General features: G+C 56.2%; 7 protein-coding genes. 3 read left to right on the top strand and 4 right to left on the bottom strand.

Annotated features, from left to right (window positions below):
* Positions 1-28: 28 nt before the first annotated feature.
* The 4 genes from QZR18_RS08130 to QZR18_RS08115 all read right to left on the bottom strand — a co-directional run bounded on the left by QZR18_RS08130 (position 29) and on the right by QZR18_RS08115 (position 2,967).
* Positions 29-364: a HigA family addiction module antitoxin gene (locus tag QZR18_RS08130; protein ID WP_178706555.1), complete on the bottom strand. Its 336-nt coding sequence runs from the start codon at positions 362-364 to the stop codon at positions 29-31.
* A complete protein-coding gene (locus tag QZR18_RS08125) occupies positions 324-605 on the bottom strand; it encodes a type II toxin-antitoxin system RelE/ParE family toxin (protein WP_081940778.1) in 282 nt (93 codons plus the stop codon). The genes QZR18_RS08130 and QZR18_RS08125 overlap by 41 nt, the downstream gene beginning before the upstream one ends.
* A gap of 147 nt (positions 606-752) precedes the next feature.
* Complete coding sequence (ychF, locus tag QZR18_RS08120) at positions 753-1,835, bottom strand: redox-regulated ATPase YchF (RefSeq protein ID WP_048714130.1); 1,083 nt, start codon at positions 1,833-1,835, stop codon at positions 753-755.
* 79 nt (positions 1,836-1,914) lie between these two features.
* Entirely contained in the window at positions 1,915-2,967 is a 1,053-nt protein-coding gene (locus QZR18_RS08115; protein WP_178706558.1) for a 4-hydroxy-3-methylbut-2-enyl diphosphate reductase, read from the bottom strand.
* Between the two features lie 111 nt (positions 2,968-3,078).
* Between QZR18_RS08115 and xseA the strand changes: the two genes are divergently transcribed.
* The 3 genes from xseA to QZR18_RS08100 all read left to right on the top strand — a co-directional run bounded on the left by xseA (position 3,079) and on the right by QZR18_RS08100 (position 5,639).
* Positions 3,079-4,341 (top strand): exodeoxyribonuclease VII large subunit, encoded by a 1,263-nt coding sequence (gene xseA, locus QZR18_RS08110; protein WP_178706567.1) that lies wholly within the window; start codon positions 3,079-3,081, stop codon positions 4,339-4,341.
* Positions 4,342-4,388: 47 nt separating this feature from the next.
* Positions 4,389-4,598: an exodeoxyribonuclease VII small subunit gene (locus QZR18_RS08105; protein ID WP_178706561.1), complete on the top strand. Its 210-nt coding sequence runs from the start codon at positions 4,389-4,391 to the stop codon at positions 4,596-4,598.
* 93 nt (positions 4,599-4,691) lie between these two features.
* A complete protein-coding gene (locus QZR18_RS08100; protein WP_178706564.1) occupies positions 4,692-5,639 on the top strand; it encodes a carbohydrate kinase in 948 nt (315 codons plus the stop codon).
* Positions 5,640-5,685 lie beyond the last annotated feature (46 nt).

Raw genomic sequence — 5,685 nt, 5'->3', positions numbered from 1 at the left:
GGCCACTGCCTTATCAGCCTCCGTCGACTCAAGCGACTTCCACTGTCACAAGAGGAACAATTCCATTCAATGCATCCCCCATCGCATCTTCAGCACAGTCAAGTTCGTAGCGCATCTGCAGGTTCATCCAGAACCCCGGGGTTGTACCGAAGTAGCGGGACAGCCTCATCGCAGTATCCGCCGTAATCCCACGCTTCTCATGGACGATTTCATTGATACGACGAGGCGGAACCCCAATAGCAACAGCAAGCTTGTGCTGCGTAATTCCGAACCCCTCGATGAAGTCCTCCATGAGGACTTCGCCCGGGTGAATCGGAGCAATTTTAGTGGTAGTCAACGATCTCAACCCCTTCTGGACCAGCATCGCTCCACCTGAAGCAGATGCGCCACTGATCATTGATTCGGATACTGTACTGCCCCGCCCGATTACCGCGCAGAAGCTCGAGCCGATTGCCCGGAGGGATCCGGAGGTCCTCCAAACGACACGCAGCGTCGACCTGACGCAACTTGCGCAACGCGACACGTGCGATGCGCGAGTCCAATGAAGGAACAGGTTCTCTCGCAAACAACCGCTCAGTCTGACGATCACCGAACGACTGGATCATGACACAACAATATAACGTAAAACGTTATTAACGCAAGACGTTATTTTTCAACACCCCATCCCACGTTCACCCTTGATTCAAGAACTTACAACAGCAAAACCGGGCCACGCCCTCGCACGACCCGGTCACTGCCCCATTCAGGAGTGATTAAACATTAAACCTGAATTCGACGATATCGCCGTCCTGCATAACGTAGTCCTTACCTTCCATGCGGACCTTGCCGGCAGCCTTCGCTGCGGCCATGGAACCGGCCTCGATCAGATCGTCGTATGAGACGATCTCAGCCTTGATGAAGCCCTTTTCGAAGTCCGTGTGGATGACGCCGGCAGCCTTAGGAGCGGTGTCACCCTTGTGGATTGTCCAGGCGCGTGCTTCCTTCTCACCAGCGGTCAGGTAGGTCTGCAGACCGAGGGTATCGAAGCCAACTCGCGCCAGCTTATCCAAGCCGGATTCGCTCTGACCGGACTCAGCCAGCATTTCTCGCGCGTCGTCCTCGTCTAGTTCAACAAGCTCGGACTCGAACTGCGCATCCAAGAAGATCGCTTCAGCGGGGGCAACAAGCGAACGCAACTCGTCCTGCAGTTCCTTGTTGTCCATTTCTTCGGCATCCATGTTGAACACGAAGATGAAGGGCTTAGAGGTCATGAGCTGGAAGGACTTCAATGCATCCTGGTCGAGCTTTGCACCCGCGGGACCGCTGAGCAGTTCGCCCTTTTCGAGCAGTTCCATTGCCGCGCGCGCAGTTTCCAGGACGATCGCCTCGGTCTTCTTGCCGCGCACTTCCTTTTCCAGACGCGGGATCTGCTTTTCAAGCGTCTGCATGTCAGCCAGAATCAGCTCAGTCTTAATGGTTTCAATATCCGACTCAGGATCAACCTTGCCATCAACGTGCACAACGTCGGGGTCGGAGAAGGCACGCGTCACCTGGCAAATGGCGTCGGCCTCGCGAATGTTCGCAAGGAACTGGTTACCCAAGCCCTCACCCTCAGACGCGCCACGCACAATACCCGCGATATCAACGAAAGAAACGGTCGCGGGAATGATGCGCTGAGAACCGAAAATCTCGGCGAGCTTATTCAAACGCGCATCGGGAAGCGGAACGACACCCACATTCGGTTCAATGGTTGCGAAGGGATAGTTCGCAGCCAGAACAGTCGCGCGGGTCAGAGCATTAAACAGAGTGGACTTGCCAACGTTGGGCAGGCCGGCGATACCAATAGTTAAAGACACGCCCCTATCCTATCCGACGAGGCCGCACTCCCGTTCGCCCGCGCCTAGAAAGTGCACGCATCAGCGGGTGAAATTTCGCTCAGCTGGTGTGATCAGGCCCGGCAGTGCGACGGGCATGCGGGCGAACATCGATCTGTCCGGCCTTCTTCAAATCTGAGCGTAGGTCACGGGGAAGGGCGAAGGTCGTCGTTTCCGTCTCAGTTCGAACTTCCTCAACAGTCGGGAAACCATGTTCCTGCAGCCAGGCAATCACATCACGGACAAGGATTTCGGGTACTGACGCACCCGAGGTCAAGCCCACGGTCTTCGCACCTGCGAACCATTCTTCCTGAAGCTCTTCGGCCTTATCGATACGATACGCAGCGGGAACACCCGATTCGAGCGCAACATCAACCAAACGTACCGAGTTCGAGGAATTCGCTGAGCCCACAACAACCATGACATCAACCTGAGGGGCAATGACCTTCACAGCCCCCTGACGATTTTGTGTTGCGTAGCAAATGTCGTCTGAAGGTGGATCAACAAGTTTGGGGAAGCGCTGGCGCAAACGATCGACCGTTTGACGGGTCTCATCAACAGAAAGGGTCGTCTGCGAAATCCACACAACGCGCTCGGGGTCACGAACAACCAGGTTGTCGACTTCTTCAGGCGTTCCAACCACTTGAATGTGTTCGGGAGCTTCACCAAAAGTACCTTCAACTTCTTCGTGGCCTTCGTGGCCAACCAAGATGATGTCGTAGTCTTCCTTCGCGTAGCGCACGGCCTCTCGGTGGACCTTCGTAACCAGCGGACAGGTCGCGTCGATTGTTGCAAGATGACGCTGGGCTGCAACCGCATGAACTTCAGGCGAAACCCCGTGAGCAGAGAACACCACACGTGCGCCTTCGGGAACCTGATCGGTTTCTTGAACAAAGATCGCCCCGCGCTTCGTCAAAGATTCGACGACAAACTTGTTGTGAACGATTTCTTTACGGACATAGACGGGCGCACCGTAAAGATCCAAGGCTTTTTCAACGACATCAACCGCGCGATCAACACCCGCGCAATATCCACGAGGCGCTGCAAGCAGGATCTTCCCACCTTCGACGTGGGAATCGCTTTCGCTATTACGAAGGGTGTCGTCATGAGTCATAGATCAACCGTACAGGCCGCCATGTGCATCTGCGAACCATAATTGCTTTTCCTTCCCACTCTGGACGCAAATGCCACTGGCCTGTGTCATGCTTATTTCGTGCCAGAGAACATGCCCCCCGCAGCTAAAGCTGCTGATACTACGCGCGAAAACCCGTGGCCACTGCGCAGACTTACGCAGAACATCAAGATCTACGTTGACCGAATGTCTTCGCTCTGGGTGGAAGGCCAGGTCATCCAATACAACCCGCGTCCGGGCTCACGCATGGCGTTTTTCACCCTGCGCGACACCGAATCTGACACCTCGATGACCGTTACAGCTTTCCCGAATGTTATTTCTGCCGTTGGCGCCGGTTTTGAAGAAGGCGTCAAAGTCGTCACGCGCGTTAAGCCCGTTTTTTGGGAACGCAGTGGAAGCTTGAACCTCCAAGCAGCCGAGGTTCACCTTCAAGGTTTGGGCGATCTATTGGCTCAAATCGAACGCCTGCGTCAAAAACTTGCAGCCGAAGGCCTCTTCGACGAACGCCGCAAGAAACCCCTTCCTTTCCTTCCGCGCGTTATTGGCCTTGTGTGCGGGCGAAATGCGAAGGCAAAAGATGACGTCATTGTGAATGCAAGTGCACGCTGGCCCGCTGCACGTTTCGAGGTCCGCGAGGTCGCAGTCCAGGGCCAGTACGCGGTGCGTGAGGTCAGTGATGCCATTGCCGAGCTCGATCAGATCCCCGAAGTTGACGTGATTGTTGTTGCCCGAGGCGGCGGTTCCGTTGAGGATCTTCTTCCCTTCTCTGACGAGGTCTTGGTACGTGCCGCTGCAGCCGCTTCCACTCCCCTGGTCTCGGCAATCGGGCATGAGGGCGACGCGCCACTTTTGGATTATGTGGCCGACTTCCGCGCATCGACTCCGACGGATGCGGCCAGGCGCATTGTTCCTGATCTTGCCCAAGAGCTCGAGGGTTTGGCTGGTGCTTCTCAGGCAATGCGCAATGCAATCGAGCGCAGACTGACACAAGAACGCCATCATTTAGATCTTGTTGTTTCACGTCCCGTTTTCCTTACGCCGGCCGCAACACTGGAACCTCATCGCGTCCTTATCGATTCAGCGGTAACAAATTTGCGTTCCCGGATTGAACGACGGCTGAGCGAGGAACGTCAAGGAATCGTTCAGGCCTCGGCGACCCTGCGCGCGCTCTCACCACAGGCCACTTTGGAACGCGGGTATTCCATGCTCAAGCTTCCCTCTGGCGAATTGGTTCGCGACGCCTCGCAAGTTCCTAAGGGCACCCTGGTCGAAGGCATCCTTGCCTCAGGCCGCTTGGTTGCCCAAGTCGTTGGCTCTACCCAAGCAACAAATAGCGCAGCACCGGCAAACGAATAACCCGTCCTACTTTCTCACCAAAACAGCCACCCAACTTGGAGGAACACATGGCAGAAAATACACTCCCGGCACCGGAATCCCTGTCGTATGAAGCAGCACGCGATGAATTGATCGCCATCGTGAAGACGCTGGAAAGCGGACAGGCGCCCCTAGAAGACACTCTTGCCATGTGGGAACGCGGCGAAGCCCTTGCCGCCCGCTGCCGCTCAATTTTGGACGCAGCAACACAACGGATGGAACAGGGAACAGAAAATTAATTCTCCGTCGCCCAGGACCCCAGAGATTGGTTAGACTGAGAACGTCAATTGTTCGAGGAAACCAGCCGACGTGGTCTGGAAACAGGAGGAAACATGGACCTCGCAACCGACCCCCACATCCTCTCCATCGGAGAAGCTCTGATGGATATCGTGGTCCCCGCGGATAGCCCTACCGCAGTCGCCGAGATCCCCGGAGGCTCACCGGCAAACGTTGCAATGACGCTCGGACGCTTGGGCCGTAACGTTGGCCTGCAAACGTGGCTGGCACACGATGAACGTGGCGATATCCTCGAAGAACACTTCACGGCCTCGCACGTTGTCATCACCGAAGAGTCCTTCGGAGCTGATCACACGCCGACTGCACTCGCAAAACTCAACGAAAAGGGCGCGGCAACCTACACCTTTGATCTCGATTGGTGTCCAAATAGCCCCATCGCCGTATCCACGCAGGCCCGAATCGTTCACTCCGGTTCCATTGCTGCAGTGATCGAGCCCGGCGCACACGCCGTTTTGGATGCCATGGTCACTGCGCGACAGCATGCCATCATCACCTATGATCCCAATGCTCGCCCCGCGCTCATGGGAACGCCTGAAGAAGCATTGGCAACCGTCAACAAGTTCATCGGCATTTCCGATGTTGTCAAGGTTTCCGACGAAGATATCGCTTGGCTCACCAACGGACGTGAGATCGACGAAGTGGTGCGCGATTGGCTCACTGCAGGTCCCTCACTGATCGTTGTGACAAAGGGCAAGGAGGGTGCAGCGGCATTCACCTCGAGTGGTGTTCGCCGTTCTATCCCAGCCGGAGATGTCAAGGTCGAAGACACCGTCGGTGCAGGCGATTCCTTCATGGGAGGCCTGATCGACGCACTGTGGTCGCTCGGTCTGGTGGGTGCCATGTCGCGGCCCGCTCTGCGTGATTTGGATGCCGCAAAGGTCGACTTCATCTTGGAGCGCGCAGCAACGATTGGCGATATTACTGTCTCTCGTGCGGGCGCGAACCCACCGTGGCTTTCTGAACTCGCTGAGTTCCTAGCCTGAGACAACTCAATCGTAAGGCGTTGAAAGACGCAGGGGGCGCGGATCC

This window comes from uncultured Actinomyces sp. (genome assembly GCA_900541895.1).
Taxonomy (GTDB): domain Bacteria; phylum Actinomycetota; class Actinomycetes; order Actinomycetales; family Actinomycetaceae; genus Pauljensenia.
Note: the sequence above shows the minus strand (reverse complement) of the source record. Positions and strands in the feature narration are given on the sequence as shown.